This is a genomic window from Fulvimarina pelagi HTCC2506 (assembly GCF_000153705.1).
Lineage (GTDB): Bacteria > Pseudomonadota > Alphaproteobacteria > Rhizobiales > Rhizobiaceae > Fulvimarina > Fulvimarina pelagi.
In genome coordinates, this window is the sequence record NZ_DS022272.1 from 3,653,626 (window position 1) to 3,680,096 (window position 26,471).

At 62.2% G+C, this 26,471-nt stretch carries 28 protein-coding genes; 17 read left to right on the plus strand and 11 right to left on the minus strand.

Going from position 1 to position 26,471, the window contains the following annotated elements; translation table 11 throughout:
• The first annotated feature begins 134 nt into the window (after positions 1-134).
• On the plus strand, positions 135-1,019 hold the full coding sequence (locus FP2506_RS16970) for an SMP-30/gluconolactonase/LRE family protein (protein ID WP_007068837.1): 885 nt from the start codon (positions 135-137) through the stop codon (positions 1,017-1,019).
• A gap of 51 nt (positions 1,020-1,070) precedes the next feature.
• Here FP2506_RS16970 and FP2506_RS16975 read toward each other — a convergent pair whose 3' ends face one another.
• Both FP2506_RS16975 and FP2506_RS16980 read right to left on the minus strand, forming a co-directional pair.
• On the minus strand, positions 1,071-1,535 hold the full coding sequence (locus FP2506_RS16975; protein ID WP_007068838.1) for a rhodanese-like domain-containing protein: 465 nt from the start codon (positions 1,533-1,535) through the stop codon (positions 1,071-1,073).
• Positions 1,536-1,662: 127 nt separating this feature from the next.
• Positions 1,663-2,520 (minus strand): MBL fold metallo-hydrolase, encoded by an 858-nt coding sequence (locus FP2506_RS16980; RefSeq protein ID WP_007068839.1) that lies wholly within the window; start codon positions 2,518-2,520, stop codon positions 1,663-1,665.
• A 251-nt stretch (positions 2,521-2,771) separates the two neighbouring features.
• Here FP2506_RS16980 and FP2506_RS18195 point away from each other — a divergent pair, with 251 nt between their 5' ends.
• The gene (locus FP2506_RS18195; protein WP_007068840.1) at positions 2,772-3,209 is read left to right on the plus strand and encodes a BLUF domain-containing protein; all 438 of its coding nucleotides are present in this window, start codon (positions 2,772-2,774) and stop codon (positions 3,207-3,209) included.
• A 146-nt stretch (positions 3,210-3,355) separates the two neighbouring features.
• Here the strand turns inward: FP2506_RS18195 and FP2506_RS16995 are convergent, their stop codons facing one another.
• Positions 3,356-3,826: a GFA family protein gene (locus FP2506_RS16995; protein ID WP_040489213.1), complete on the minus strand. Its 471-nt coding sequence runs from the start codon at positions 3,824-3,826 to the stop codon at positions 3,356-3,358.
• A gap of 155 nt (positions 3,827-3,981) precedes the next feature.
• Between FP2506_RS16995 and FP2506_RS17000 the strand changes: the two genes are divergently transcribed.
• The gene (locus FP2506_RS17000; RefSeq protein ID WP_007068843.1) at positions 3,982-4,731 is read left to right on the plus strand and encodes a YebC/PmpR family DNA-binding transcriptional regulator; all 750 of its coding nucleotides are present in this window, start codon (positions 3,982-3,984) and stop codon (positions 4,729-4,731) included.
• A 125-nt stretch (positions 4,732-4,856) separates the two neighbouring features.
• On the plus strand, positions 4,857-5,399 hold the full coding sequence (locus FP2506_RS17005) for a cell wall hydrolase (RefSeq protein WP_007068844.1): 543 nt from the start codon (positions 4,857-4,859) through the stop codon (positions 5,397-5,399).
• Between the two features lie 109 nt (positions 5,400-5,508).
• Here the strand turns inward: FP2506_RS17005 and FP2506_RS17010 are convergent, their stop codons facing one another.
• Together FP2506_RS17010 and FP2506_RS17015 are read right to left on the minus strand one after the other, a co-directional pair.
• The gene (locus FP2506_RS17010) at positions 5,509-5,841 is read right to left on the minus strand and encodes a response regulator (protein ID WP_040490211.1); all 333 of its coding nucleotides are present in this window, start codon (positions 5,839-5,841) and stop codon (positions 5,509-5,511) included.
• Positions 5,842-6,001: 160 nt separating this feature from the next.
• On the minus strand, positions 6,002-6,343 hold the full coding sequence (locus tag FP2506_RS17015) for a hypothetical protein (protein ID WP_007068846.1): 342 nt from the start codon (positions 6,341-6,343) through the stop codon (positions 6,002-6,004).
• A 174-nt stretch (positions 6,344-6,517) separates the two neighbouring features.
• Here FP2506_RS17015 and FP2506_RS17020 point away from each other — a divergent pair, with 174 nt between their 5' ends.
• Positions 6,518-7,015: a hypothetical protein gene (locus FP2506_RS17020; RefSeq protein ID WP_007068847.1), complete on the plus strand. Its 498-nt coding sequence runs from the start codon at positions 6,518-6,520 to the stop codon at positions 7,013-7,015.
• 28 nt (positions 7,016-7,043) lie between these two features.
• Here FP2506_RS17020 and FP2506_RS17025 read toward each other — a convergent pair whose 3' ends face one another.
• From FP2506_RS17025 to FP2506_RS17040, 4 genes are all read right to left on the minus strand, one after another.
• Positions 7,044-7,355: a polyhydroxyalkanoic acid system family protein gene (locus FP2506_RS17025; protein ID WP_007068848.1), complete on the minus strand. Its 312-nt coding sequence runs from the start codon at positions 7,353-7,355 to the stop codon at positions 7,044-7,046.
• Between the two features lie 157 nt (positions 7,356-7,512).
• A complete protein-coding gene (locus FP2506_RS17030; protein ID WP_007068849.1) occupies positions 7,513-8,886 on the minus strand; it encodes a DEAD/DEAH box helicase in 1,374 nt (457 codons plus the stop codon).
• A 245-nt stretch (positions 8,887-9,131) separates the two neighbouring features.
• Positions 9,132-10,295 carry a D-alanyl-D-alanine carboxypeptidase family protein gene (locus FP2506_RS17035; protein ID WP_007068850.1) on the minus strand — a complete coding sequence of 388 codons (1,164 nt, stop codon included), beginning with the start codon at positions 10,293-10,295 and terminating at the stop codon, positions 9,132-9,134.
• 183 nt (positions 10,296-10,478) lie between these two features.
• A complete protein-coding gene (locus tag FP2506_RS17040) occupies positions 10,479-11,576 on the minus strand; it encodes a TraB/GumN family protein (RefSeq protein ID WP_007068851.1) in 1,098 nt (365 codons plus the stop codon).
• 350 nt (positions 11,577-11,926) lie between these two features.
• On the opposite strand from FP2506_RS17040, the gene FP2506_RS17045 reads away from it, so the two are divergent.
• From FP2506_RS17045 to FP2506_RS17060, 4 genes are all read left to right on the plus strand, one after another.
• The gene (locus tag FP2506_RS17045) at positions 11,927-13,450 is read left to right on the plus strand and encodes a Do family serine endopeptidase (protein ID WP_007068852.1); all 1,524 of its coding nucleotides are present in this window, start codon (positions 11,927-11,929) and stop codon (positions 13,448-13,450) included.
• Positions 13,451-13,874: 424 nt separating this feature from the next.
• Positions 13,875-14,552: a response regulator transcription factor gene (locus FP2506_RS17050; protein WP_007068853.1), complete on the plus strand. Its 678-nt coding sequence runs from the start codon at positions 13,875-13,877 to the stop codon at positions 14,550-14,552.
• 7 nt (positions 14,553-14,559) lie between these two features.
• Complete coding sequence (locus tag FP2506_RS17055; protein WP_007068854.1) at positions 14,560-15,975, plus strand: sensor histidine kinase; 1,416 nt, start codon at positions 14,560-14,562, stop codon at positions 15,973-15,975.
• Entirely contained in the window at positions 15,956-18,979 is a 3,024-nt protein-coding gene (locus FP2506_RS17060; RefSeq protein ID WP_007068855.1) for a bifunctional [glutamine synthetase] adenylyltransferase/[glutamine synthetase]-adenylyl-L-tyrosine phosphorylase, read from the plus strand. The genes FP2506_RS17055 and FP2506_RS17060 overlap by 20 nt, the downstream gene beginning before the upstream one ends.
• 9 nt (positions 18,980-18,988) lie before the next feature.
• Here the strand turns inward: FP2506_RS17060 and FP2506_RS17065 are convergent, their stop codons facing one another.
• Entirely contained in the window at positions 18,989-19,411 is a 423-nt protein-coding gene (locus FP2506_RS17065; RefSeq protein WP_007068856.1) for an NUDIX hydrolase, read from the minus strand.
• Positions 19,412-19,655: 244 nt separating this feature from the next.
• Between FP2506_RS17065 and FP2506_RS17070 the strand changes: the two genes are divergently transcribed.
• Positions 19,656-20,273 carry a LysE/ArgO family amino acid transporter gene (locus tag FP2506_RS17070; RefSeq protein WP_007068857.1) on the plus strand — a complete coding sequence of 206 codons (618 nt, stop codon included), beginning with the start codon at positions 19,656-19,658 and terminating at the stop codon, positions 20,271-20,273.
• A gap of 18 nt (positions 20,274-20,291) precedes the next feature.
• A complete protein-coding gene (locus FP2506_RS17075) occupies positions 20,292-21,176 on the plus strand; it encodes an aldose 1-epimerase family protein (RefSeq protein ID WP_040489215.1) in 885 nt (294 codons plus the stop codon).
• A gap of 11 nt (positions 21,177-21,187) precedes the next feature.
• On the opposite strand, the gene FP2506_RS17080 is transcribed toward FP2506_RS17075, so the two are convergent.
• Positions 21,188-21,559, minus strand: a complete 372-nt coding sequence (locus FP2506_RS17080; protein ID WP_007068859.1) for a DUF3307 domain-containing protein — start codon at positions 21,557-21,559, stop codon at positions 21,188-21,190.
• A gap of 274 nt (positions 21,560-21,833) precedes the next feature.
• Between FP2506_RS17080 and trpS the strand changes: the two genes are divergently transcribed.
• The 6 genes from trpS to olsA all read left to right on the plus strand — a co-directional run bounded on the left by trpS (position 21,834) and on the right by olsA (position 26,383).
• The gene (trpS, locus tag FP2506_RS17090; RefSeq protein ID WP_007068860.1) at positions 21,834-22,901 is read left to right on the plus strand and encodes a tryptophan--tRNA ligase; all 1,068 of its coding nucleotides are present in this window, start codon (positions 21,834-21,836) and stop codon (positions 22,899-22,901) included.
• A gap of 58 nt (positions 22,902-22,959) precedes the next feature.
• On the plus strand, positions 22,960-23,454 hold the full coding sequence (locus FP2506_RS17095) for a universal stress protein (protein WP_007068861.1): 495 nt from the start codon (positions 22,960-22,962) through the stop codon (positions 23,452-23,454).
• A 124-nt stretch (positions 23,455-23,578) separates the two neighbouring features.
• Entirely contained in the window at positions 23,579-24,142 is a 564-nt protein-coding gene (locus tag FP2506_RS17100) for a NifU family protein (protein ID WP_007068862.1), read from the plus strand.
• Between the two features lie 25 nt (positions 24,143-24,167).
• Complete coding sequence (gene tsaB / locus FP2506_RS17105) at positions 24,168-24,866, plus strand: tRNA (adenosine(37)-N6)-threonylcarbamoyltransferase complex dimerization subunit type 1 TsaB (protein ID WP_007068863.1); 699 nt, start codon at positions 24,168-24,170, stop codon at positions 24,864-24,866.
• Positions 24,867-25,011: 145 nt separating this feature from the next.
• On the plus strand, positions 25,012-25,536 hold the full coding sequence (locus FP2506_RS17110; RefSeq protein WP_007068864.1) for a GNAT family N-acetyltransferase: 525 nt from the start codon (positions 25,012-25,014) through the stop codon (positions 25,534-25,536).
• Positions 25,537-25,576: 40 nt separating this feature from the next.
• Positions 25,577-26,383 (plus strand): lyso-ornithine lipid O-acyltransferase, encoded by an 807-nt coding sequence (gene olsA, locus FP2506_RS17115; RefSeq protein ID WP_007068865.1) that lies wholly within the window; start codon positions 25,577-25,579, stop codon positions 26,381-26,383.
• Positions 26,384-26,471 lie beyond the last annotated feature (88 nt).

Below are 26,471 nucleotides of genomic sequence, written 5' to 3' on the forward strand. Positions count from 1 at the left end.
GTTTCGGTGCTTTGGCCGATCCCACGGTTCGCTGCCGTACGAAAGCGGCATTGGAAAGCGCCGATTTCTTGGTGCGCCAGTCGATTCGTGCCTCTATCGTCGTCAGCATCTGACGAGGAGGAGGAGGAAAGCCGATGACGACAGAAGGCGCGGTTCATGTCATCGACGATCGCACTCTGGAGCTTGGCGAAGGGCCGAGTTACGACCCGCTGACCGACAAGGCCTATTGGTTCGATATCCTGGGTATGACGCTCTACGAGATGGACTGCCAGACGGATGCAGTGACGCCTCATCCGCTGCCACGAATGGCAAGCGAGATTGCGGGCATCGACCAGGAACGCCAGATCATAGCGATGGAGGACGGGTTCTATTTCCGCGATCGAGAAAGCGGTGACCTGAAGCCCCACGTCCCGCTCGAGGCGGACGATCCGAACACGCGATCGAACGATGGCGGCGTCCATCCCTCTGGCGCGCTCTGGATCGGCACGATGAGCAAGCATGGCGCTCGAGAAGCGGGCGCGATCTATCACTACCGTGCAGGCGTCGTCACTCAGCTTTACGATAAGATCTCGATCCCGAACGGCATCTGCTTTTCTTCCGACGGCGTGACCGGCTATTTCTGCGATACGGTGGTGAACAAGCTGATGCGTGTGGCACTGGACCCGCAAACCGGGATGCCAACCAGCGAGCCTGAGCTCTTCTTCGACCAGACAGGTGGGAAGGGTGTTCTCGACGGTGCGGTCCTGGCCGAAGACGGCAATCTGTGGATTGCTTGCTGGGGTGGAGCGAACGTTCTCGTCCTCTCGCCGGACGGAACGGTGGTGCGGGAACTGGCGGTGCCGACGCGGCAACCGACATGTCCTGCTTTCATCGGTCGAAATGCCGAACGGCTCCTGGTGACAACCGCGTGGGAACACATGTCTCCGGAGCGCCGATCGATTGACGCGAAGGCCGGGATGACTTTCGTGCTGGACCCGGGTGTCCGGGGTCGCCATCCGGCGCCGGTTCTAGTGGCCTAACCCTTTTTCGAAGAAGGATCGGCCGAACTTTCGGCAGGCGGCATCTCACCGTCAAAGGACGTTCGATGATGCGCTTTCGGTTTCCAGAACAGAAGAGGGCTCGGTACCTGTGGCTAGGAGAAAGCCTTCGTCGATCCATCCGGTGATCCCGCCGATCATCTCCTTGACTGGCCGACCGAGGCGAGCAAGGCGGATCGCCGCCTTGTTTGCGCCATTGCAGTGTGGACCGGCGCAGTAGACCACGAACAGCGTGTTTTCGGTCCATTCGCTCATGCGGCGCTCGGTAATCTTGCCATGCGGCAGGTTGATCGCGCCCGGCACATGGCCCTCTTCGTAGAGATCCGGACCCCGCACATCGAGAATGACAAAGTCGTTTGCCTGCATGCGAAGGCTCTCGTGGATGTCCCAGCAATCGGTTTCGACGCCGAGCCGCTTAGTGAAATGTTCGAGCGCTTCACTGGACGGGAGAGCAGGCACGGCTGCTACAAGGCTCGGCGCATTCGCGGTATCAGGCATAGGCGATCCCCTTCATTCATTGATCACGATGTCCAAGCGATCCAGTTTCGACTCCGGCGAATCTGACGATATTGCGAGTTTTCAGTCAGCCTCCGTCGAGTGGTTGAACCGCCTGCGTTGCAGCCGATCAAACGCCTTGAAGTACGATCACCGTAGGCTGACGCGGCAGTGTCGAGGGAGATACCGTGATGCTTCGCTCATCGTTTCGGCGCTCCACCACGAACTCCGGCATCTCATCGAGAAACCGCTCGATCGGTCCGCGGAACCGATGCATCGGGAGCACGATCGAGGAGCGCAGCCTGTCGGCAATTTCCCCCATGCCGCGCTGGCTCATAGTGAGCCCCCCGTCGACCGGAACCATGAGGATATCGAGCCGACCAATCGCGGAGAAGTCCTCGTCGGTCAGTTGATGGTGCAGATGGCCGAGGTGACCGATGCAAAGACCTCCGGTCTCGAAGATGAAGATCGAATTGCCGTCTGCCTCCATACCGCCGAAGGCTCGGATATCGGTTGGGACGTTGCGGACATAGACATCGCCTTCGACGAGCCGATGTCGCGCTGGTCCACCGTCCGGGTTCCAGCCGGGCAGGACGTTGGGGATTGCCGGATCGGGGAAGTTGGTGAAATGGCTGCCGTGAGCCTTGTTCATCGTGACGATGTCGGGAAAAAACTCGCCCGAATAGCCGGCATAGTCGGTCGCGATCGTCACCCCGCCCGGCGACTCGATCACATAGGTGGCATGCGTGACGTAGGTGATCGTCGTCTCGCCGGTCGGCGGGCGGCTGTCGAACAGACCCCGGCTCTGGCCCTCGATCTGAGCGAAGGTCGCGTGCGGCACAAGCCCTGCGATGGCGCGGCACTGGCTGGGCGGTTCTTCGAGCGATTGCGTCTCGGCCCCTTCCTGCGCGGCCGAGGGCAGCGCGTGCATGCCCGCAAGAAAGAGAAACGCGAAGCTGGCTGCGATGCGGAAGGGGCTGGACTTCATGGGGCGCCTGGGTTTCCGCGATGGTTGAAGCGGCTTTCGCCGGCGATGTGGCGTCGACGACTGACGACGCTTCGACAAGCTTGACGAAATCGGAGGCGATTGAAACCTTTGCGCGCTTCAAACTCGTGTTATTCTTAGGTGTACGAAGGCCGGGCGGCGTTCTTCGAAACCTTCACGCACAAGGGCTTGCCGCGCGTGTTTGGCCGATTGCCGCATCCGCGCCCTCTTGCCTGAGATGAAGGGAGTGCGGCATGGGCATCTACCGAATAGCCTATTATTCCACCCCGCATCCGACGCTGACGAGCGATGATATAGAGGCGATCCTCAAAGTCGCGCGGTCTCGCAACGCCGACTTGAAGCTTTCCGGCGTTCTGCTTCACGTCTTTGGACAATTCATCCAGCTTCTCGAGGGGCCGGTCGCCTCGATCGAAACCGTCATGAACTCGATTGTCCGCGACACTCGTCATTCCGACATCCACATCTTCCTGAAGCAATCGGGATCGACCCGCAGCTTCGAGCGATGGGCAATGTGGTCGGACTATCTCGGAGGCGATCTGACAGAAGCGGAAGCGCGAGAGCGGGACATTCTGCAGCAATCGGCACTGAAGGCGCTCGCGGAGCTGGACCGGCAGGCCGCAATCCGTGACGTTGCAGCGCCCGCTGAGGCTGTGCCGCTAAAGTATCACTGAGATTGTGAGATTGCATGCGGTGAACGAACCGCGACCTGGAAGAGCAGACTTCCACGACCGGCAATCTGGAGGAGCGCATCTCGAGCGGTTCGATGCCTGTCTCGGACGCAAGCGTCGAGTACGCCGGAGATCGTGCCTCAACCGACCTACGCGTCTCCCGCATCTAGCATCATACGCCAACGCTCCTTGATCGCCGCCGTCTTGTCCTCCGGCTGCTGCGGATAAGCGAGCTCTTCCTCGCCGATCACAACGTAAGGCTGCTTCGAGGAGATCCAGATATGGCCGGCAGGAACCAGCCACGACGTGTCATCCAGCGTTCCCGCCTTGATGTTGAGCCGGCTCGGATCGTTTTCGGAGCGATGCTGGATGCGTACCCCGCATTCAGGGCAGAAGTCGCCGAACCGCCTCGTTCCGCTTTCGGACATGCGAGAGATCGTCTTCATCGCGCCGGTCACTGTCACGGTCGCCGGATCGCATCTCAGACTCATGCCGAAGGCACTCGAAGTATGACGCTGGCACTCCGTGCAATGACAGAGATAGAAGGCCTGCGGCTCGGCGCCGATTTCGTAGCGCACTGCACCGCATGAGCAGCCTCCTGTCAGGGGCAGAGCGGGCATGGTTACAGGCTTGATCGGGGTTCCCAAAGGTGGGTCCACTTCATGATCGGTTGTCCGGCAGCGCTGCCAACGGCCGTGCCGGTTATGGACGTGTCGCGTGAGATTTTTTATATGACGGGCAATTTCAGACATTCCAGCCTTACGACGGGGTCCCGATGGCCGGCCATTCACAGTTCAAGAACATCATGCACCGCAAGGGCCGGCAGGATGCCGCCCGCTCGAAGATGTTTTCCAAACTCGCCCGCGAAATCACCGTCGCTGCAAAGTCCGGGCTGCCCGATCCGGAGATGAATCCGCGCCTACGCCTTGCCGTCAACAATGCCAAGGCCCAGTCGATGCCGAAAGACAATATCGAACGGGCGATCAAGAAAGCGTCTGGCGGCGACTCGGAGAACTACGAAGAGGTGCGCTACGAGGGCTACGGCCCGGCCGGGGTCGCCGTCATCGTTGAAGCGCTGACTGACAACCGCAACCGCACCGCGTCCAATATCCGCTCCTATTTCACCAAATCCGGCGGCTCGCTCGGTGAAACCGGTTCCGTCGGTTTCATGTTCGACCATGTCGGCGAGATCGTCTATCCGGCCTCCGCTGGCGAACCGGATGCCGTCCTGGAAGCTGCGATCCTCGCAGGCGGAGACGATGTGATCTCCGACGAGGAGAATCACGTCATCATCACCGCCTTCGAGGACATCAACGAAGTCTCGACGGCACTCGAGGAATCCCTCGGTGAACCGCAGAGCGTGAAGGCCATCTGGCGTCCACAGACGAATACGCCGGTCGACGAGGAGAAGGCTCAGAGCGTCATGCGCCTCCTCGACAATCTCGATGACGACGACGACGTCCAGAACGTCTATGCGAATTACGAAGTCGACGAAGAGACCATGGCGAAGCTCTCGGCAGCTTGAGGCTCCCTGGGCTACGGACGGCAAAAACCCGCCCGGGCGGTCGGTTAACCATTCCTTTCAACGGATGATTCATTGCGACCTGTCACTTTGAACGGATGTTGTTTTTCCGTTCGAGGAGCGCCGCAATGCGCATCCCATTCAAGACTTCCGCTGCTCTCCTGACGCTCCTCGCACTATCGGGCTGTGCGTCCTTCGCTCCGCGTATGAGCGCTCAGGAATGCATGGCGCGGGCGATGTATTTCGAATCGAACCGGTCGAGCGAGGAGGGCATGGTGGCGGTCGGCACCGTCGTCATGAACCGCGTCGAATCTCGCGAATTCCCGGACACGGTCTGCGGCGTCGTCGGTCAGAAAAACCAGTTTGCACCGGGTGTCCTCACCAAGCGCATGGACAAGGGCCGCGATCTCGCCTTCGCAACGGCAGACAAAGTCTTGAACGGGACCCGGCATGGCTGGGTCGGCGATCGGGCGATGTTCTTCCACACGGCCGGCTACAGCTTCCCCTACAAGAACATGCATTATGTCGCGATACTCGGCGGCAACTCATTTTACGAGAAGCGCCGGGATGCATGGATGACACAGGATATGGTCGCCGAGCGGCAGCGCGAGGCGGCCAACCGGTCACAAGACGGCTTTTTCAGCTTCCTCGACCCGTTCGACGTTTTCTGATCCGGCCCCGCGCGCATTGGGACCCGTTTGAAGGGCCGCCACGATCCAGCTCATAAAAAAGCCGCCTGCTCGCGACAGGCGGCTTCGAGATGCTGAAGAGGCTCATATCTCAGGGTAGGATTGCCTGAATTTGCGAGAGTTCAAACGGCTTCCTGACGTGCGGCACCTTTTCGTAGCGCGCTGGCAGTCGGTCTACGGCACTCGACACGAAGCAGAAGGGTACGTCTGCCCGCGCCAACCTGCGCGCGATCGGCAACGACGTCTCGCCCCGACCCTCAAGACGGACGTCTAGAAGAGCGAAGTCGACATCGCCTTCGCCGAGATATTCTTCCGCCTCAGCCACAGTATGGGCGAGGCATACATCGGCGCCGCATTCTTCGCGCACTGTATCCTCAAGGTCGAGGGCGATCAGCGGCTCGTCTTCCAAGATCAGAATACGCATCGGGTCCGTCTCCCTTCTTTTGAACATAATGGTTGGCCGGCGAACAAGTTGCGTTCGAACCCGATAATTTTAGCGAGTTTCAATCGACAAAATTTACGCTGAACATTTTGATTTCTGTTCGCGCTCTTGGGAAACGACGCAACGTCAGAGAACAACCGGATTAAAGGGCTGCGTAATAGCGACCGGCGAGATGCGCGCGATCTGTTGCGTCTATCGGATAGGCTTTACCGGTGAACCGCAAACCTACTTCGTTGCGAACCCGCCAGACGACCGCTGCCGGGCGAAGAGTTTCCTCGCTTTCGTCGAAGTAGAGCAATGTCGGAGGGACGAGAGCGTTCCCAAAACGCCGGACACGCACGCCATCTTCGGACAGATCGATCGCGGAGCCGTCTTCGATGAAGCGTTTCTCGCGCGTGACGAGCTTGATCGGCCTCAGCCGGGTGCGCCGGCGGAACAGACTTCTCTTCTCGACTGAAGGGCGGACTGGTGATGGGACTGCCATGGCGTTCAAGATAAGCCGGACAGGGTGAAGCAAGCGTTAAGTGACGGCTCGCACCGCTTCGGCGAAGCTTGCGCAAACCATTCCTTAAAACGCCTGTGGCAGTCTTCGCGCGGTCCCGAGGCTACCAAAAACGATCGGCCTCGCCCGAATGCGGCAACAAACCCCGAGTGAAGAATGACCGTGATCGACCGCGATCTTTCGGTGAAGGCCGATCAGTACGCCTTGCGCAAGGGGTCCGAGGAAAGCGGATCCGACGGAATTGTTCGGGTGATTTCCCTCAGTGTATTCTCGCTGTCTGTCGCTTTCTTCTCGGTGGTCTCGACGATTTCCTATATCGATCCCGACTTCTTCGAACGTATGCTGATTGCCGATATAGAGGGGGTGTCGATCGATCCGTTGATGGTCGGATCCACCTCGAAGGCGTCGAAAAGCATCGAAGTCGAGCCGATGCCGGCCCAAAGGGTTGTCCGGCGGCATGAACTGCAGCCGCAGGACTTCGCCATCGTCATGGTCTTCGGCGAGGAGGCTCATCTCGCTTCACCAGGCGAACTCTGGCGCATTCGGCCCGGCATGATCGTGCCCGGCCTCGGCAAAGTCCTTTCCATCGAGGAAACCGAGGACGGCGGCACAATCAAAACAGAGAACGCCGTTCTCACCGGGATACCGCAATAGTCGCCGCCGAGAAGCCGGACCCGGGCCGTTACTTCTTTTCCAGGAGGACCTGACCTTCCTTGCGAAGGCGTCCTTTCAGCTTTTCGGCAATCGAGGCGAGGAACATCGGCAGATCGACCTCGACATGGACGTGTTCTTCGAGGATGTCGAGGCGTCCGGTCACTGTCTGACCCATGACCCTTGCCCGGAAGTCGAGATGGTCGCCGGTCCAAGTGTCCTCGAACTTCACCATGCCGCCGAGCATGTCCTGGCGCAGTTTCGCGAACCCTTCGTCAATTCGCTGACGGGCACCAGGGCGCCCGAGTTTGTGAGGGATGTCGACCTTGATCGTCTCGGCCATTGATGTCTCCGTTTGGTGTCGTCGCAGGGGGATATGGCAATCGACGGCCGCTGCCGCAATCGATGCGCCGAAGCCGAGAAGGCAGCACCGAGACGTATAAGAGCCGGACCCTGCAGGCCCGGCTCTCTATTCAGCTAAAATCTTCGGAACACGTAGATCAGGCGTTCGCGGCCGACCGGTCGCCGGAGCGGCGGCTGCGCCGCGGCTTGCCGGACGGGCGTTGCGACGACCGGTTCGCGGTCTCGCCGCCGGCGTTTTGCCGCTTGGCGCCGCCATTCGGCCTGCCGCCATTGCCGTTCTTGCCGCGATTGCGCGGGCGGCCGTTGCGCGGCTGCTGGTTGCGCGGTCCCCGGCGTTTGCCGTCGTCCGCGTCGAGTTCTCCCGCCAGAACGTTCACGGTGTAATCTGTCGCCTGCGGCGTCAGATCGATGCCGGTCAGCTTGATGATCTGCTTCAGCTTCGCCCGTTCGCTCGGATCGACAAGCGCGATCGCCTGGCCGGAGCGGCCGGCACGCGCGGTGCGGCCGATGCGGTGGACGTAGCTTTCGGGCTCCTCCGGCAGATCGAAGTTCACCACGTGGCTGATATCGTCCACATGGATGCCGCGTGCGACGATGTCGGTTGCGACAAGAACGTCGATCTCGCCGTCCTGAAAGGCGCCAAGCGCCTTCTGGCGGGCTGTCTGGCTCTTGTTGCCGTGGATCGCGAGTGCCTGGATGCCGGCCTTATCGAGGTCCGACGTCAAACGGTTGGCCCCATGCTTGGTGCGCGTGAAGACCACGATCCGGCCCGTATCGTTCTTCGAGACGAAATCGATCAGCCAGTGCTTCTTGGCCCTCTGAGGCACGGAAAAGACGCTCTGGGCGATCTTTTCCACCGTCACCACCGCGGGCGTCACCGAGACCTTCTGCGGATTCGTAAGGATCTTCTTCGACAAATCCTCGATGGGCTTCGGCATGGTCGCCGAAAACATCATGGACTGCCGGTCATCCGGGCACTTGCCGACGATCTTCATGACGTCACGCACGAAGCCCATGTCGAGCATCCGGTCTGCTTCGTCGAGAATGAGGTGCCTCGTCTCGCGCAGGTCGATCGCGCGCTGCTCCATCAGGTCGAGGAGACGGCCAGGCGTCGCGACGAGGATGTCGACACCTCGGGCGAGCGCCTGGATCTGCGGGCGCACGGAAACGCCGCCGAAGACGACGCAGTGCGAGATCGGCGTGCCTTCCGAAAGGTCGGCGATGGACTCGGCGATCTGAACCGCCAGTTCGCGTGTCGGCGACAAGATGAGCGCCTTCGTCGTTCGGGTCGTCGGCTTGCCGCCCACCGTCATCAGATGATGGAGGAGCGGCAGCGCGAAGGCTGCCGTCTTGCCGGTGCCGGTCTGGGCGATGCCCAGCATATCCCGCCCGGCAAGTGCATGGGGAATGGCCCGCTCCTGGATCGGAGTCGGGGTCGTGAGTTCGAGGCGCGCCAAGGCGCGCGTCAGCGGCTCGGCGAGGCCGAACCCGTCAAATGTCGTGGAGGTCAATGAGATGCCTTGAAGTCGTGCGGCCACTTGGTCGGGCCGCTATAAGCCCGGTTCGCCTTCGCGCAGAGAAGGGAAACGGAGGGCCGTGCCGAAAGCCTTAAGCCGCCTTGTGAGGAGGAGGGGACTTCCGAGGCGCGAGCCGATTCGTGTCGAACGAAGATGTTCGGTGGTCGGCGGGCGCTGCGCTTTCACGGCGCGATGGGCCTCATATCTGCTCTTCCAGGTGCCCGGTCAAGCCCGCCCGGTCATTGCGATTCCGAAGATTGCCAGGTCAGGTGCTCGGTAATGGAGCCGACCACACGCGAGAAGAAACCTACCTGTTCGACGGCCCCTGCGGCCTGAAGCGGGATCTCGCGGATCGTCACGTCGCCGCGCTTGATCTGAAGCCAGCCGAGCCGTTGGCCCTCGGTGACCGGCGCTTCGACTGGGCCGTTGTCGACAATGACGCGCCGGGCATCGCTGAGACTGCCGGTTGGTACGAGGAGAGCCACTCGCTCGGGCGAACGCAGCGCGACCTCATCAAGCACTCCTCCGCGGACTGGGACGGTCGCTACGGTCTCGCCTTCTTCGGCAAGCGTCACCTCTTCGAAATCTTGGAGGCCGAACTCCATCATGCGTTGCGATTCGCGCGCCCGTTCGTTCGAAGATGCCATGCGCGACAGCGCGAAGACGACGCGCCGTCCGTCCGCCTCGGCCGATGCCACGAGACCGTAGCCTGCCGCCTGGGTATGACCGGTCTTCAGTCCGTCTGCGCCGAGCGACAGAAGCGGGTTCCGGTTGTTCTGGGTAATGCCGTTGTAGCGATACGACTCTTCGGCGAAAGCCGGGTATTCCTCGGGATATTCGCGGATGAGGTGCTCGGCGAGCGTTACCAGATCGCGCATCGTCACATGGCTGTCCGGATGCGGCAGGCCCGATGAATTGCCGAAGCGCGAATGGGTGAGGCCAATCGCCTGCGCCCGCTTGTTCATCATGTCGGCGAAGGCATCGACCGAGCCCGCGATGCCCTCGGCGATGACGATGGTCGCATCGTTGCCCGACTGGATGATGATGCCCTTGAGAAGGTCGTCGACGCTCACCTCGCCGCCGAGCGGTAGGAACATGGTGGAGCCGCCCGAATTGGCGCCGCCCGTCCGCCAGGCATCCTCGGAGACCGTGAAGGTCTGGTCACGGGAGATCGTGCCCTTTTCCAGTTCGTCGAAGACGACGGCGATGGTCATGAGTTTGGCCAGCGAAGCCGGCTCGACTTCCATGTCTGCGTTCTTCTCGAAGAGAACCCGGCCGGTGGCGAAATCCTTCATGAACGCTGTCGGAGCTGAGGTCTCAAAGGCCGCCGCGAAAGGCACTGCGACGACGACAACCATTGCGGCCGCGAGAACAAGGCGGATCTGGCGCCAGAAGAAAATCATTCTCGGTGTCTCAACTTGAACGAAGGGTCCGCAACGAAGGTTATTTCGAGAATTGGGGCCGCGCCTCCTCGAAAGTGACGCCAATTCCCAGCGTTGCCGAAATGATAAATCTTTTTCCTTCCCTTGCGAAGCATAGGGTTTGGAATAGCGGTCAGGACAAGCGCTTGCCGGGACGGGTGTGGCCTATTCGCCGCGGTCGAGGCGCGTGACGGTCCAGCCCTCTTCACGCAGGCTGTTGACGATGCCGGTTTCGCCGATGAGATGGAGGGCGCCTACGGCGACGAAGCTGTTGCCCTCTTCAAGCATCGGGATCATTCGCTCCGTCATCGAGAGGTTGCGCTTGTCGAGGATCGCCTCCTCGAAGGCAGCGAATGCCGCATTGCCGCCGACGAGCGCCTCAGCATCCGGGAACAAGGCCTGCAGGGTGGGCATGATCGCGCCGATCTCTTCGTCCTCGTAAAGACCGATCATCGTTTCCATCATGTCGTTGACGGCGTCGACATATTCCATCGCCGAGACCAGTTGCGCGATCTGAGTCTCGAGCGGCAGAGACGCGAGCACCGAAAGTTGCTCCTCGACGGTCTCCAAGCCGATGACCGCCTGTCCAGCCGCCACCGCACGTTTCGCAAGAGTTGGATCGAGCGCTGCCGACGGATCGTTCTTGGGCAGCGCTGCGCAGTCCGGCATCGCCATGCTGACGCTGATGAACCAGGGCTGCATCTTGTTCATCGTCGCGATCGGGATCGATTTCTTGGCGAGACCCTTCGAAACGGTCTCGTACTGATCGTCCGAAAGGAGGCTCGACAGCGTCTTGTCGCCTGAAAGCATCATGATGTCGGGCATCGAGAACATGATTTTGGCCATTGCTGACGGATCGGCAATCTCCGCGATCTCGAGAATGGTCCGGTCTGCGTTGTCGATGGCGTTCGCGACCTTGCCTGGCAGTGCGACGACGCGCGGATCGGGCAGGTGTATTGTTCCGAGCAGGTGGGACGGTTCGAGACCTTCCTTTTCGATCCGCCAGAACAGCCCTTCGCCTGCAATCGTCTTGTTCTTCACCTCGTTGATTGTCGCCTTCTCATCTGCCGTCAGCGTCGTTCTCAGATCCTTACCGCAGGAGGCGAGCGTCGTCTCCGGCGGGAAGGTCCGCTCAAGCGCTGCGGCAGACCCGATGAACAAGCCCGCCAGCATGAGGGCGACGATGAGGAGGGGCAAACTGAGAGCAGCAGCATAAATCCGGTCGCAGATGGCCTCGATCCGGGCGATGGCCGCGTTGCGCATGGCAATCTCGTTTCTTTCGCAAATTTCGTTTCGAACTGCGTTCTAAGACAAAGGTTTAAAGCAATCTTTGACTGATCCATGGCGCATGACATCAGCGGTGCCGACCGATTGGCAACCTTTCGAAAACGCTGAAGATTCGCGTTTCTGGTTCGAGCGGCATTGGCCTCGGAGCGTTCGACCTTGGCGTGCCTCAGAACACGGCGCGAACCTCGCTTCGCCGGTCATCTTACGAAAGTTTCACCCCCTCGAAAACGCACAGTAATCTTGCCGCTGCCATGTTGCGAGGCATCGACGGGGAACGAGCACGATGCACCCCCGCCAAATTTTTCAGATCGATCATTGGAGTTCCGATGCGCACCGAGACATCCTCCCAGCCCAAGCGCAACAAGTTTCTCGCAGCCATTCTCGCGGCCGGCGTCGCCGGCGGAGCACTTTCCGCCGGCGTCCTGTCGAATGCGCCCGCCGTCTACGCCGAACCGGTACAGGTCGAAGCTCCGCAGCAGAGCTTCGGCTTTGCCGATGTCGTTTCGAAAGTGTCCCCGGCGGTGGTTTCGGTGCGCGTTTCCCAGTCGGCCGAGCCAGCTGCCGACTTCGGCGGCATGGCGAGCCCCTTCGAAAATCTACCGGAAGACCATCCGCTGCGTCGCTTCTTCGGCACGCCGGACGGCAACCAGATGCCGCGCGGGCTCAACCCACGTTCGCCGCGTGACCGGCCCTCGATCGGTCAGGGATCTGGCTTCTTCATCTCCGAAGACGGCTACGTGGTGACCAACAATCACGTGGTCGACAACGGCGCGAAATACACGGTCGTGATGGACGACGGGTCGGAGTATGAGGCCAAGCTGATCGGTACCGACGAGCGCACCGATCTTGCCCTTCTCAAGGTCGACGCGAAGAATACGAAGTTCACTTATGTCGAGTTCGGCGACGACGATGCCGTGCGGGTCGGCGACTGGGTCGTTGCAGTCGGCAATCCGTTCGGTCTCGGCGGATCGGTGACGGCCGGCATCATCTCGGCGCGCGGCCGCGACATTGGTGCGGGTCCTTACGACGATTTTCTTCAGATCGACGCAGCGGTCAATCGCGGCAATTCCGGCGGCCCAGCCTTCGGCCTCGACGGCAAGGTCATCGGTGTGAACACCGCCATCTTCTCGCCCTCCGGCGGCAATGTCGGCATCGCCTTCGCGATCCCCGCGAGCGTCGCACAGGACGTGGTCCGCTCGCTGCGTGAGAACGGCTCCGTCGAGCGCGGTTGGCTCGGCGTACAGATCGGCGAGGTCTCCGACGACATCGCTGAGGCGCTTGGGTTGTCTAATGCGCAGGGCGCCATCGTGACGCTTCCTGACAACGAAACCCCGGCTTCGCGCGCCGGCATCGAGACGGGCGACGTCATCACGGGCGTCAACGGCGAGGCGGTCGAGAGCCCGCGGGAACTCGCGCGGATGATTGCGGACTACAGCCCGGGCACGGATGTAGAGATCACCGTATTCCGGGACGGAGATAGTGAAACCATCGACGTCACTCTCGGCAACCTCAATTCGCTCGACGAGGCCGCTTCGCTTGACGAGCCCCGCGGACAGGGCTCGCCGGTCGATCCGTCGACGTTGTCGGGCTATGGCATGACCGTGACCCCGTCCGAGGACGGGGAGGGTGTTGTGGTCACCGATGTCGATCCGGACTCTTCGGCCGCCGAGAAGGGCTTCGAAGCGGGCGACACGATCGTCGCAGTCAACGGCTCGAACGTCGCCTCACAGAGCGACGTCCGTGCAGCAATCGACGCCGCATCGAAGAACGGCCGCCGCGCGGCGCTTTTCCAACTGCGCAATGCCGATGGTCAGAACCGCTTTGTCGCCCTTCCGATCGAGAAGAGCTGACGACGTCGAGAACGCCGGAGGGCCTTCGAGCCCCAGGCACGTCACGCGCACGTTCCGCTAGGCGCGAAGGGCGAACGCCGGCGAAACTCGGCGTTCGCTTACCGATCGGTTCGATCGCCTCATCCCCCAGGCCCGGCTCGGCCTGACGATGCTCGAACCGTTAGCGCTTCGAAGGGGCTGGGAGATTGCGTATCCTGTCTCCCGTTTTCGAAGCGCGGGCGGCGGCGCGTGACGCCTCCAGGCTTTGCGTAGCCGCGCCGCCGCCGACTTTGCAATCGCAAAACGAACTTCAAGGGCTCCGGTCGGTCCCCGGGGTGGAAATCGTATGCACGCACATCATCCTATAGAAAGCGACGAAGGGCATTGCGAGGGCGGAGAGCGAACAGCTTCACTCCCGCGCGAATCAGGACGAAGCGAAGGCGCAATGCGCATTTTGATCATCGAAGACGATCGAGAGACCGCCTCCTATCTTACGAAGGCGTTGAAAGAGGCCGGGCACGTGGCCGATCACGCAGGCGACGGCGAGACGGGCCTTAACATGGCCGAGGGGCGCGACTACGACCTGCTCATCGTCGATCGAATGCTGCCCAAACGCGACGGCCTTTCCGTCATCGCCGACCTCAGAAAGAGCGGCACCCACACGCCGGCGCTCATCCTCTCCGCTCTCGGTCAAGTCGACGACCGCGTGGAAGGCCTCAAGGCCGGCGGCGACGACTATCTGACCAAGCCCTATGCGATGTCGGAACTCTTGGCGCGCGCAGAAGTCCTCGGCCGGCGCCGCGCGACCGGGGAAGTCGAAACCAGCTATCAGGTCGGTGATCTCGAACTTGACCGGCTCTCCCACGAGGTGCGCCGGGCGGGCAAGCCGATCATCCTCCAGCCGCGCGAGTTTCGCCTGCTCGAATATCTGATGAAGCACGCCGGGCAGGTCGTGACCCGCACGATGCTTCTGGAAAATGTCTGGGACTATCATTTCGATCCGCAGACCAACGTGATCGACGTTCACATCTCTCGGCTGCGCTCGAAGATAGAACGGGAGTTCGACGGGCCGCTGCTCCATACCGTCCGCGGCTCCGGCTATATCATGCGCGCCGGCGGCTGACGGGGTCGTGCACCGCCTCAAGGCCCTCTTGAAGATGACGGCGGTGCGTCTCTCCGCCGTCTATTTCCTCATCTTCGCCTTCGGCGCCGCCGGCCTCGTCTTCTACGTCACCAACACCGCCAGCGACATCATCGAGACCCAGGCCCGCAGCGGCATCGAGGAAGAAAAGGCCGAACTTGCCCAGATCTACCGGGTGACGGGCATCGTTGGCCTCGTTCGCTCGATTGACCGGCGGGCACGCCAGCCGGGCGCAGGTCTCTATCTCGCGACCGACGCGACAGGCCGGATCATCGCCGGCAATGTCGAAAGCATTCAGGCCGGCGTCCTTGACGAAGCCGGCTCGACGCCGGACGCCTTCGGCTATTCACGCTATGGCGAGGCGGGTGTCTATCACAAGGCCATCGCCGACGTCGTCTCGCTTCCCAATGGCATGCGCGTCCTCGTCGGCCGAGACCAGAGCGACGCATTGCGGTTCCGCGAGGTCGTGCGTTCGGCCCTGACTCTCGCGCTTGCCGGCATGGGGGCGCTGGCGCTGATCGCCTGGTTCATCATCGGCCGCCGGGCCCTGCGCCGGCTGGACCGCATGTCGGCCGCTTCCAGTCGCATTCTCGCCGGCGATCTCGGCGAGCGGCTGCCCGTGGTCGGGGCTGGAGACGAGTTCGATCGGCTGTCTGAAAACCTCAACACGCTGCTTGCCCGCATCTCGCTGCTTCAAGAAGGTTTGCGGCAGGTCTCCGACAACATCGCCCATGATTTGAAGACGCCGCTTGCGCGACTGCGTTCCAAGGCCGAAGCGGCGCAGGCGGCGGCAAAATCGGAGGAGACGAAGGACAATCTCGACAGTATCATCGGCGATGCCGATCAGATGATCCGGACCTTCGATGCTCTGCTGATGATCTCGCGGGTGGAGGCCGGCTCGCATCCGATCCAGAAGGCGAAGGTCGATCTCTACGCCATTGCGAGAGATGTCACCGAACTTTACGAGCCGCTCGCCGAGGAGGCCGGCGCGGAAATCCAGCTGAGGTCGGGAGGGCCTGTCGATATCGAGGCGAGCCGCGAGCTCGTCGCCCAGGGAATGTCCAACCTCGTCGATAACGCGCTCAAATACGGGCGGTCGCCGGATGGCGCGACGAAGGTGACGATCGCGATCGAGGAAACGCCGAACGCCGCCCGCATCTGCGTGTCGGACAACGGCGCCGGCATCCCCGCGGATAAGCGAAGCCGCGTGCTCGAGCGCTTCTATCGTCTGGACGAGAGCCGGACCATGCCGGGCTCTGGTCTCGGGCTTTCCCTCGTTCAGGCGATCGCCGGCGTCCATGGTGGCCGCCTCAAGCTTGAGGATGCGGCGCCGGGTCTTAAAGTCGTTCTGGAATTGCCGAAACAGGCCAAGGACGGCGCGGGAAATGACGACAGCGGCACATGAGACGGCGGACGTTCCGGGTTTGAAGATCGGGGGTGATCGGCGACCGCGAATTCTTCAATCGGAAGAAGGCGATCGCGACTGGCTGGCGGAACTCGGCGAAGCGGCAAAAAGCGCCGAACTCTCCCGTCTGGCCGAACTCTGTGGTTGGGGCTCGGCCGACGCGGAGGGAATTTGCGCCGTGATGGCGCTCTCCCCCTACCTCCGCGCCTCGATCCTCTGGCGCCCGGCGATCCTCGATCGCCTGATGTCCGATGATGCGATTTCGTGCTTCGATGCCCTGATCGCTGAACTCGAAGCGCTCCCCGAACCCGACATGGCCGAAAGCGCCATCATGAAGCGGCTGCGTGAGATCAAGCGTGAGGCCTCTCTGCTTGTTGCTCTCCGCGATCTCTTTGGCGCCGCATCGCCGGCCGAGACCACCGAAGCACTCTCGAGACTGGCCGAAAGCGCGATCCGCGCGGCCCTTCGCTTCTGCCTGCGCGAAGCGCACAAGGCCGGCAAGTTGAAACTGCCAAATTCTGAAGAACCCGAGAACGGATCGAGCCTCTTCGTCATCGCCATGGGCAAGCTCGGCGCGCGCGAGCTCAATTATTCAAGCGATATCGATCTCATCGTCTTCTTCGACGACGATCTCGGAGTCGCCAGCGATCCGATGGAGGCGGTAGCGACCTTCTCCAAGATCGTTCGCCGCCTCGTACGTATCCTCAACGAGCGGACCGGCGATGGCTACGTCTTCCGCACCGACCTGCGCCTGCGGCCCGATCCCGGCGCGATGCCGCTCGCAATCAGCACCGATATGGGCATGAGCTATTACGAGGGATCGGGTCGCAATTGGGAACGCGCCGCGATGATCAAGGCGCGGACGATCGCCGGAGATTTGAAGGCCGGCAAGGCCTTCCTCGCCGAACTCGCTCCGTTTGTATGGCGCAAATATCTCGATTTTGCTGCGATCGCCGACATTCAGGACATGAAGACGCGCATCGACCGCCATCGCGGCTTCGGAAATATCACCATTCCCGGCCACAACGTGAAGCTCGGCCGCGGGGGCATTCGCGAGGTGGAGTTCTTCGTCCAGACCCAGCAGCTGATCGCGGGCGGCAGGAGCCCTGCGCTGCGAACCCGGCGCACCGATGAGGCACTCGGCCTTCTCGAAAAGTACGAATGGCTGACGGAAAAGGAGAAGACGAGGCTCCTCGAGGCTTACTGGTTTCTCCGCCGGGTCGAGCATGTGGTCCAGATGGTCGACGACGAGCAGACCCACGAACTGCCGGAAGACGAGAAGGGCCTTGCGGCGATTGCCGGCCTCCTCGGTTTCGAGAGCCGCGATGCCTTCGAAACCGAACTTCTCGATACGCTCCGCTTCGTCGATCGCGAGTTCAACGCACTCTTCAACGAGGGGCGATCGCGCGAAAAGGGGGACGGCGGCGAGCCGGAAGCGGTTCTGCGCCTGCTCGTCAATGAGGCGGATCCCGAGGGCCTCGCCGCGATCGAGGTCATGGGCTTCGAGCGGCCGGAAGACGTTGCGAGGGTGATCCGGTCCTGGAACTACGGGCGCTACCGCGCAACCCGCACGGCCAAGGCCCGCGAACGCCTCTCCGACGTCCTGCCACCGCTGCTGCAGGCTTTTGCGGACGCACCTGATCCGGACGGCACGGTCGCCGCCTTCGACAGCTTCCTCGCAGGGCTCCCCTCGGGCATCCAGTTCTTCTCGCTGATCGCTTCGAACCCGAAGACTCTCGATCTCCTGCTCCTTATTTTGACGGCTGCACCGGCAATGCGGGCAACGCTGGCCCAGCGTCCCCATGTCTTCGACGCGCTGCTCGATCCGGCCTTCTTCGACGAGGTGCCGGATCGCGATTTGATGAAGGCTCGGCTCGACGCCTTTCTCGAAGACGCCGACGGCTACGAGGATATCCTCGCCCGCCTGCGCATCTTCGCATCCGAACAGCGCTTTCTCGTCGGCGCCCGCATGCTCTCAGGCGTCGTCGATCTGGCCGAAGCTGGACCGGCCTTCTCCAACATAGCCGATGTGGTCCTCAACGCGCTCCTGATTGCGGTGGTCGAGGAATTCTCTCGCAGCCATGGCCGCGTACCGGGCATGCGGCTTGCGCTGCTCGGCATGGGTCGGCTCGGCAGCCGCGAACTGACGGCCTCCTCCGACCTTGATCTCATCCTTCTCTACGATCACGACGAAGACGCCGAGACATCCGAGGGTGGGCGGCCGCTTGCGATCCAGGTCTATTTCACCCGGCTCACCCAACGCCTCATCGCGGCGCTCACTTCGCCAATGCGCGAGGGCACTCTCTACGAGGTCGATTTTCGCCTGCGCCCCTCCGGCAATGCAGGCCCCCTTGCCACACGACTGGCGGCCTTCCGTAAATATCAGGAGAAAGACGCCTGGACCTGGGAGCGCATGGCCCTGACGCGGGCGCGCACACTTGCCGGCGACGGAGAAATGCAGAATTTCGTCATGGAGACGATCGCCAAACTTCTCTCGCGAGAAACCGATCCGTCATCGGTCACGCGAGACGTCGTCGCCATGCGCGGCCGGATCGGCCGCGAAAAGCCGGCACGCGGAGCCCTCGACCTGAAGCTGAGGCCCGGCGGGCTCGTCGATCTCGAATTCATCGCCCAATGGGCGCAGTTGACCCGCCGAACGGAGGCCATCCCGGGGCGTGAGACCGCCGACGTCCTGGCTGCTCTGGAATGCGAGGACCCGTCTGTCGAAGGGTCGTCGAGCGATGAATCTCTCGAAGACGCCATGCACCAACTGTCCTCCGTCATCCAGCTCGCCCGGCTCGCGCCGGCCGACACGAACGATATCGAAGCCCTGCCGTCGCGCCTTGCCGACCGGATCGCCAAGGCACTCGATGTGGACGGCGCGGACTCGATCGCGGGTGCTCTCGACCGGATCACCGCCAAGGTCAGGTCGAAGTTCGTCTCGCTCGTCGGCGATCCAAACGAAGAAGAGACGGAGTTGGACAGGGCAGCTGCGAGCGAGTGAAGCTCCCAGTTACTCCAAAACGTTGTCCAGATTGCTCAGCAACGAGCGCAGATCCTTTTCGTCGACGCTCTTCGCCGCCTCCTCGAAGGCGAACCATTCGCGGCGGCGCTGGTCGTGTTCAGGCCATTCGTCGAGGAGATCCTCGACCGGCATCGGAAAGACGTGAACGCGGCAGGGCGTGCGCTTCTTGCGGCTCTCGATCTTGTCGTAGTCGTAGGTGCCGATCGGCTTCTTCGCCGTCTTGCCCACGACGCCGGCTTCCTCGTAGGCCTCGATCTCGGCAGCCCGGCGCAGCTGCTTGCCTGGCATTGGCCAGCCCTTGGGCAGCACCCAGCGGCCGGTGTCGCGCGAGGTGACGAGCAGAACCTCGATCCGACCCTTGGACGACCGACGATAGGGCAGGGCAGCGGTCTGTCGGCGGCGTTTGGGCATGATTGGAGTCTACGGGGCTTTCGGGTGACGATCGTTGGGAGGTGCCGATGCGGAAGAAAGAACTTCGGCGCGAGGGGACCATTACAGGAACAAATAGGCTCTGGTAAGGCGGGTATGTCGTTTGCGGCCATGAATTTGTGAGCCGATTAATCCTCTTCCCCGCGACCCACCAATGGCGGATGTCAAACCATCCGGCTAGAAGCGCCGTCATCGACCTTTCTTGCATGCCAACGGATCTCAAACCTTGATTCACAGTCTGTCAGCCGCGCTTGTCGGCTTCGTGACGGCGTTCAGCCTCATCCTCGCGATCGGGGCGCAGAACGCTTTTGTCCTGCGCCAGGGTCTGCGTGGTGAGCACGTTCTACCGATCGTCTTCACCTGCGCCGTAGCGGATGCGGCGCTCATAACGCTCGGCGTCACGAGCTTCACGGCGGTCTCGGAAATCCTGCCAAGTGTCGAGATCTACATGCGCTGGTTCGGCGCGGCTTTTCTGGTTTGGTACGGGGCAACGCGCCTTTGGGCAGCTTATCGAGGCGGCGAAGCAGCCATGGAGACTGAGGGCGAGACGACATCGAGCCTTAGGACGGCGATCCTTGCCTGCCTCGCCTTCACCTTCCTCAACCCGCATGTTTATCTCGATACGGTCATTTTGCTGGGATCGATCGCGAGCCAATTCGAAGGTCGTGCGTTCTTCTTCGGTCTCGGCGCGGTGACGAGTTCCTTCGTGTTCTTTTTCTCGCTCGGATACGGCGCCCGTCTGTTGCGCCCGCTCTTCGTCAGGCCGGCCGCCTGGAAGGTGCTCGACGGCGTTATCGGACTGACCATGCTCGCGATCGCCCTGGCGCTCGTCGCGAGCCCGTAGAAGCTGTTGTTGAAGGAGATGCCGGTGAGCCGGACGTTCGAAATCGCAGGTACCGGCGTCACCGCCGTCGTAAGCCGCATCGGGGCCGAGCTTAGAAGCCTGAAGGACCGCGACGGGCGCGAACTCCTCTGGCAGGCCGGTCCCGAATGGCCGCGCCACGCGCCGATCCTTTTTCCGGTCGTCGGCCGGCTGAGCGGCGACGTGCTTAACCACGAGGGCAGATCCTATCCGCTTCAACAGCACGGATTTGCTCGCGACATGACATTCGAGGTGATCGAAGAGGCCGAGCGCAGCGTTGGCCTGCGCCTTACCGACAATGAAGAAACCCGCAGGCAGTATCCGTTTCCGTTCCTGCTCGATGTCCATGTCGAGGCGATTGGCTCAACCGTCTCCGTGCGCACGAGCATCACCAATCCCGGAGAAACTCCGATCGCGTGCGGCATCGGCGCCCATCCGGGCTTTGCCTGGCCGCTTGCCGACGGTGTCCCGAAGGAGCAGCATCGCATCATCTTCGAGCATCGCGAGACCGGCAAGGCGAGGGGCGTCCAGGGCGGTCTTCTGACCGGGGCCTATCCGCTGCCCTTCGATGGAGCGATCCTGCCGCTCACCGAGGCGCTGTTCGAGACCGACGCCCTCGTGATGCCGGACGTAGCCAGTCGGTCGATCACCTACGAAGCGCTGACCCGTGAGGGAGATCTCAAAGGCGCGCTCACCGTTTCCTGGGACGGCTACAAGGACCTCGGCATCTGGTCGAAGCCCGGCGGCGCATCTTTCGTTTGCATCGAGCCTTGGTATTCGATGGCCAGCCCCGAGGGCTGGAACGGCGACATTTTCGACAAACCCGGCATCCTCAAGCTCGATCCGGGCGCTTCCGAGAGCTTTGTCTGGTCGGTGACGACCTAATGGTCAGTTTTCTAGCCGGTGACGATGAAGAGCACGTAGACGAAATGGGTGATCTGATGGGCGGCTTGGTCGATCCCGAAAGCCGTCCAGAACCGCTGCTCGTCGGGCTTGTAGCGGCGGGCGACGACGGTCTTGGTCTGGTCGATCGTTGCATGCACGAGAAAATCGACAGCTGCGAGCCACCACAATGAGGGTGCGACGATCATCACGACAATGAGCGTCAGCACCGCATGGACACCTGCATGGGCGGCAAGAGGCGTCAGCCAGCCGGATCTGCGTGTCTTGCCCAAGGCCATCCCTTCGGTCTGGAACACGAAATCCGCCAGGACGTGCTTGATGACGAAGGCGACAAAGACGAAGGCGAGATCGAGAGGCTCAATCATTTGAGGGTTGCCATTCTGTCCATTCCGAGTTTCGCGGGCTTCGGACACGGAACGGGAAATTCGTTCGCGCCCTTATGCATGAGGGGCGGCGCAGAAGACAGCAGGGTTCGAGCCGTGAGGAGCCCAGTGGGGAGAGCCTGGAATGCAGGCCTCGGAACCCGTTGTTCTCTGCTGAGGAAACGCGACTTGATCGCATGAGCGCGCTCGTCCATAAGCGCCGCGTTCTTCGCAGAACTGATCTTCCATCACTTTCGTCATCGGGGGGTATGCCGGAATGAGCGATTTCGCGCCGCGCGTCCTGTCTGGCATCCAGCCGACCGGCCATCTTCATCTCGGCAACTATCTGGGCGCGATCAAGAAGTTCGTCGCCATGCAGGAGGAGATGCCGTGCCTCTTCTGCGTGGTCGATCTTCACGCCATCACCGCCAAGCTCGTGCAGGACGATCTCGCCGGCCAGACCCGCGCGATCGCCGCGGCCTATCTCGCCGCTGGCATCGACCCCGAACGCTCGGTTATCTTCAACCAGAGCCGCGTCACCGGCCATGCCGAGCTCGCCTGGATCTTCAACTGCGTCGCCCGGATCGGCTGGATGAACCGGATGACCCAGTTCAAGGACAAGGCTGGCAAGGACCGCGAAAACGCCTCGCTCGGCCTCCTCGCCTATCCCTCGCTGATGGCGGCCGACATCCTCGTCTACCGCGCGACCCATGTGCCGGTGGGCGACGACCAGAAGCAGCATCTGGAACTGACCCGCGACATCGCGATCAAGTTCAACAACGACTTCTCCGAGCGCATCGAGAAGACCGGACTCGGCCGCGAGGTGCGGATGGGCGAGGAGGTCGTGCACGGCTATTTCCCGATCACCGATCCGATCATCGAGGGGCCGGCGACCCGCATCATGAGCCTCAAGGACGGCGCCAAGAAGATGTCGAAGTCGGACCCGTCCGATCTTTCGCGCATCAACCTCACTGACGATGCCGACGCCATCGCCCGCAAGGTGAAGAAGGCGAAGACCGATCCCGACGCTCTGCCCTCCGAAGCCGCCGGTCTCGCTGGCCGTCCCGAGGCGGAAAATCTCGTCGGCATCTACGCCGCGCTCTCCGGCGAGACGCGCGATCAGGTGCTCACCCAATTTGGCGGCAAGCAGTTCTCGGAGTTCAAGCCGGCGCTCGTCGAGCTTGCGGTTTCCTCGCTCGGTCCGGTGACCGGCGAGATGCGCCGGCTGCTCGACGATCCGGGCCATATCGATGCGGTGCTGAAGGCCGGCGGCGAGAAGGCGAACGAGATCGCGGCGAAGACGATGCGCGACGTCAAGGACATCATCGGTATGCTGCACGACTGATGGAGCATGCAGTCAGGCCGGCTTGCTCTTGCCTGGTAAGGCTGCCATCTAGCGCACTATGGTATCGAGACGCATAGGTCCCCGCCAGGGCGGGAAGCGGAAGTTTCTGGCGATCATAGACGATACGCCGGAGTGCCTGCGTGCCGCCGAATACGCGGCATGGCGCGCCAAGACATCCGGCGGCGGTGCCGTCTTTCTCTACGTCGTCCAGTCCGGAGAGTTCGAGGGTCAATGGCTCGGCGTCGAGGAGATCATGCGCGCCGAGGCTATGGAGGAGGCGAGTACGCGCCTCGACCGGATCGCCGAAGGCATGCGCGAAAAGGTCGGTGTCGAGCCTGAAACCCTGGTACGCGAGGGCGAAGTCGTTGCAGAGATCGGGAAGGTGATCGAAGAGGATTCGGAGATCGCCATCCTCGTTCTGGCCGCCGCCGAAGGGAAGGAAGGGCCGGGTCCCCTGGTCATGGCCGCCGTCGGCAAGGGGGCGGGCTATTCGATCCCGGTGACGATCATTCCGGCCTCGCTTGGAGACGACGAGATCGACAGTCTGACGTGACCCCGGAGACGTAATCTCACGTTGCGCGGCGCCGCTTGCGTGAAACGCGCAGCAGCATTAAGTTTAGAACAATTCCAAAGAGGCGCCGCCTTTCTCGACCGAATCGCGGCAAGAGGATCGAGCGATGTTCATCCAGACCGAAGTCACGCCGAACCCGGCGACCCTGAAATTCCTTCCCGGCCGCGTCGTACTCGAGCAGGGAACCGAAGAATTCACCAGCATCGACGAAGCGGCCCAGCGCTCGCCGCTGGCCGCGCGTCTCTTCGAAGTCGACGGCGTCACCGGCGTCTTCTTCGGGTTCGATTTCGTCACCGTCACCAAGGATCAGGGCGATTGGGCCCATCTCAAGCCCGCGATTCTCGCCGGCCTGATGGAACATTTCGTCGCCAACCGGCCCGTCATGGCAGAGACCTCCGCCATGAATTCGGAACCGGGCGAGGAGTTCTTCGACGAAGGCGACAAGGAAACGGTCGCGACCATCAAGGAGCTTATCGAGACCCGCGTGCGTCCGGCGGTGGCGCAGGACGGTGGGGACATCACCTTCCGCGGCTATCGCGACGGCATTGTCTATCTCAACATGCGCGGTGCCTGCTCGGGCTGCCCGTCTTCGACGGCGACCCTGAAACATGGCATTCAGAACCTGCTGCGGCACTTCGTTCCGGAAGTCGAGGAGGTCGAGGCAGCCTGATCGGCCGGCCGTCACGACACCAGACATGCCACAGTCTGGCGCACATCTGATCCTTGCGATCGACACGGCTCTGGACGACTGTTCCGCAGCTGTCTTCGACGCGCGCGCCAATCTCGTTCTCGGCAAGCGGACCGAACGGATCGGGCGGGGCCATGCCGAACGCCTTCCTGCGGTGATCGACGCAGCTCTTGCTGAAGCCAGCAGCGAATTCTCCGACATCGCGATGATCGCCGTCACCATTGGTCCGGGCTCCTTCACCGGCGTGCGTGTCGGGGTCGCCGCCGCGCGAGGTTATGCGTTGGCGCTCGCCATTCCCGCGATCGGCGTGACTACGTTGGAAGTGATGGCGGAGGCCGTGCGGCGCGACACGCCGGTTCTGGCTGTCCACGATGCCAAACGCGGCGAAGTCTACGCCCTGCTGATGGGCGCCGACGGCGAAATTCTGAAGGCGCCGGAAGCCCTCGATCCGGCCGCTCTTGTCGATTTTGCCGGCGCCGCAGGAGAACGCCTCGTCCTTGCCGGCTCTGCCTCTGGAATTGCTGCCGATCTCTTCGGCATCGAGCGGACGGCGACAGCTGATCCGACAAGCCAGATCGATGTCGCAGTCGTCGCTCGGCTTGTCGCAGAGGGTCGGTCGCAGCAGCCCGTCAAGCCGCTCTACCTGCGGAATGCCGACGCGAAACCACCCTCGCGCCACTTCAATCTCTTCGCCGAGCCGACCTAACGACCTCCATCTTAATCCTGTCTGGTTTCTCGTGCTTCCCGGCTCTTGCGAAGGAACGCCTTTAGCGGACATTCTATCGTAGGGATGCGCTAGAGGTGACGCGGGTCGCCTCGATGATCAGGTCTGCCGGTCGAAAGGACGTGCGATGTACTGGATGCTGCCCTGGGTATGGTCGGTCTCCTTCCTGAATGGCTTGATTCAGCGCGGGGAGACCGTTGCGACACCGCTGATCGACACGGATCTCGACGATGCCGCGGCGCTTCATGCCGAGGCGTTCTCCCAGCCATGGTCCGGCGACGAACTCGGCTCTCTCCTGGCACAGAAGGGGTCTTTCGGTTTCGCCGCCCGCCGAGTCGGCATGCCCGGCTCGCCGCCGCTCGGTTTCGTCCTCGCCCGGCTGATCGAGGGCGAAGCGGAAATCCTGACGATCGCCGTTTCGAAGGACGCACGTGGACGCGGTGTCGGCCGTCTGCTGATGGATACGGTACTCGCTCATCTTCACGCCGAACGCGCCAAGGCGATCCATCTCGAAGTCGACGAGATCAACACGTCCGCTCTGGCACTCTACCGGAGCCTACGCTTCGAAGAGGTCGGGCGCCGCCCCGCCTACTACGCGCAGACGGACGGCAAGCGAACGAGCGCGCTTACCCTCAGCCGCAAGCTGGATTGACGTTTCCGCCGATGGTTCTGCAGAAGAGCGCCGGACGGCGATGAGCGCACGGCTGCGGATTGCCTTTGTGATCGCCGTGCTGGCGGTGACGACGCTTGTCCTCCTGCCGGTGCAGGCCCTCGCCATGGCCTTCGGTTGGAGGCTCGCCAACAAGATCCCGATGATCTGGCAACGCGTTGCGGCGAAAGTCGCGGGCATACGGGTTCACATAGCTGGCACGCCATCGCCTGAGCGGCCGCTTCTCCTCGTGTCGAACCACGTGTCCTGGGCCGATATCACCGTTCTCGGCTCGGTGCTGCCGCTCTCCTTCATCGCCAAGTCCGAGGTGAAGGGCTGGCCGGTCTTCGGCTGGCTGGCGGTCCTTCAGCGCACCGTCTTCGTGAAGCGCCATGCGCGCGGCGAGACCGGCCGTCAGAACGACGCGATCGCAGCGCGGTTGACCGCCGGCGATGTGATGGTGCTGTTCGCCGAGGGCACAACGTCGGACGGCAACGAAATCAGACCCTACAAGACCGCGCTCATCGGCGCCGCCCAGTCCGCGCTGAGGAATTCGGAAAGCGAAAGCCTGCAGGTCCAACCCGTCATCGTTGCCTACACCCATTCGAACGGCTTTCCCCTCGGGCGATCGGGCCGCCCGCTCGCCGCGTGGCCGGGTGACGTCGAACTCACGCCGCATCTCGCTCGGTTTCTTGTCGAGGGACGGGTCGACGCAATCGTCGCCTTCGGTCACCCGATCCGTTTTTCCGCCGGCAGCAATCGCAAGTTCGTCGCAAAGCAGTGCGAAATGGAAGCACGGCGCTTGCTTGCCGAGGCCCTCGCGGGCAAGCTTGAAACGAAGCGGTGTTGACCGGCGTCCGAAGGCCCGCTTCGCGCGGCTTGCACGGCAGGGGACACAAAGACTAAGAGGGCCGGAAATCGAAGGATCGGACAGGGAT